The sequence below is a fragment of the Sphingomonas sp. 179-A 2A2 NHS genome (genome assembly GCF_045371305.1).
Taxonomy (GTDB): Bacteria; Pseudomonadota; Alphaproteobacteria; order Sphingomonadales; family Sphingomonadaceae; genus Sphingomonas.
Genome location: NZ_JBIQDE010000034.1, coordinates 1 through 1,565 on the forward strand (window position 1 = coordinate 1; position 1,565 = coordinate 1,565).

The 1,565-nt window shown below is 69.1% G+C and carries 1 protein-coding gene and 1 pseudogene; both read left to right on the plus strand.

Features of this window, described 5'->3' with window-relative positions:
- Positions 1 to 289, plus strand: a pseudogene (locus ACH0AE_RS17830) (integrase); the annotation flags it as partial.
- A gap of 292 nt (positions 290 to 581) precedes the next feature.
- Positions 582 to 1,565: DNA recombinase (locus tag ACH0AE_RS17835; RefSeq protein ID WP_406876169.1), on the plus strand; the 984-nt coding region annotated here is incomplete at its 3' end.

Genomic DNA, 1,565 nt, shown 5'->3' on the forward strand with positions numbered 1-1,565 from the left:
CCTCACGCGCCAGGGTGTTACCGGCATTTATCGGCGGATCGCACTCGCGGCCGCCCGGGCGGGATTAGTCGAACTGCCGGCCGGCGAACTCGAAGCGGCAATCGCGGCGCTTTCCACGCACTCGCTGCGGGTCGGACTGACGCAGGACCTGTTCGCGGCGGGTGAGGACGGCGCCGGCATCGCGCTGACACTGCGCTGGTCGTCGCCATCCACGGCGCTGCGCTATGGCCGCCGGCTTCAGGCCCAGAGCGGCGTTGCGGCCCGAGTGCTCTCCCGCGTGCGGACCTGAGCACTCCCTCGCACCGGCTTTTTCCGGCTCAAGCATGAGCCGGATCGTCCTATGTTTAAGCTGCGAGTCTACTATTTCAGGAACACTCCAACGAAGGCGAAATGTCCACTATTTCAGAGAAACCGACAGCATTTCGGCTACGGATTTGTCACCAAAAGCGAGACCAGTCTCACGCACGTGCAACGAGTCTCACCCACGATGACGAACGAACCGGCCGATGGTCACCGACGATGAGATTTCTGTCACGGCTGGTGAGACTGGCGATCCGGGCGATGGACCACCTCGCGACCGCGTGTCGAACGGCGCCGGCAGCTCGGCCGACCTCGACGCTATCATCACCGGCGCGCTCACCGTCCTCGATCACGCGGAGCCGCAGGACCTCTACCTGCCCGAGCTGGCACCCAGCGATCAGGAGCGGGTCGAGGGCTTTGCCAAGCGCGGCCGCGCCGACGCGACACTCCAAGCCTACAAGTCCGACTGGGACCTCTTCCTCGCTTGGTGCCTCGAGCGGCGCTACCGGCCGCTGCCGGCATCGCCGGCGACGGTCGCGGCGTTCCTGAGCGAACTCGCCACCACCGGCTTCACCCCCGCGGCCGAGCGCCGCACCAAGACGGGCAAGCTGCGCGCGCCGCGCACGCCCAAGCCGTTGACGCGGTCGACCATCGACCGACGCCTCGCCGCGATCGTGTTCGCGCACCGTATGGCGAAGGTCGAGCCGCCGACGTCGCAGCCCGGGGCCAGCGACCTCGGCCTGGTCATGGGCGAGATCCGGCGCACCAAGCGCGGCGAGAAGAAGGTCAAGAAGCGCGCGGCCGACGGCGACATCCTACGCGACATGCTCCGCTCGATCGCCGGCGACGACCTGCGCGCGTACCGCGACCGCGCGCTGCTCGCGATCGGGATGGGCGGCGCGTTCCGCCGCTCCGAGCTGGTGGCGATCACCGTCGACCGGGTGACCCGCGACCGCGAAGGACTGACCATCACAGTCGCGTCGTCGAAGACCGACCAGTTCGGCGAAGGCCAGGGCGTGGCCGTGCTCGACGGGCCGAGGCTCGAGCCGGTGCGCCACTACGAGGCGTGGATCGCGATCGCGGGCATCACCGAGGGGCCGGTGTTCCGCAAGCTGACGCCGCAGGGACGCCTTACCGACAAGCCGATGAGCACCAAGGGCGTGGCGCTGGTGGTCAAGGCGGCCGCGGCCGCGGCGGGCTATCCGGCCGAGGCGTTCTCCGGGCACTCGCTGCGCGCCGGCTTTCTCACCGAGGCGGGGCGCCAG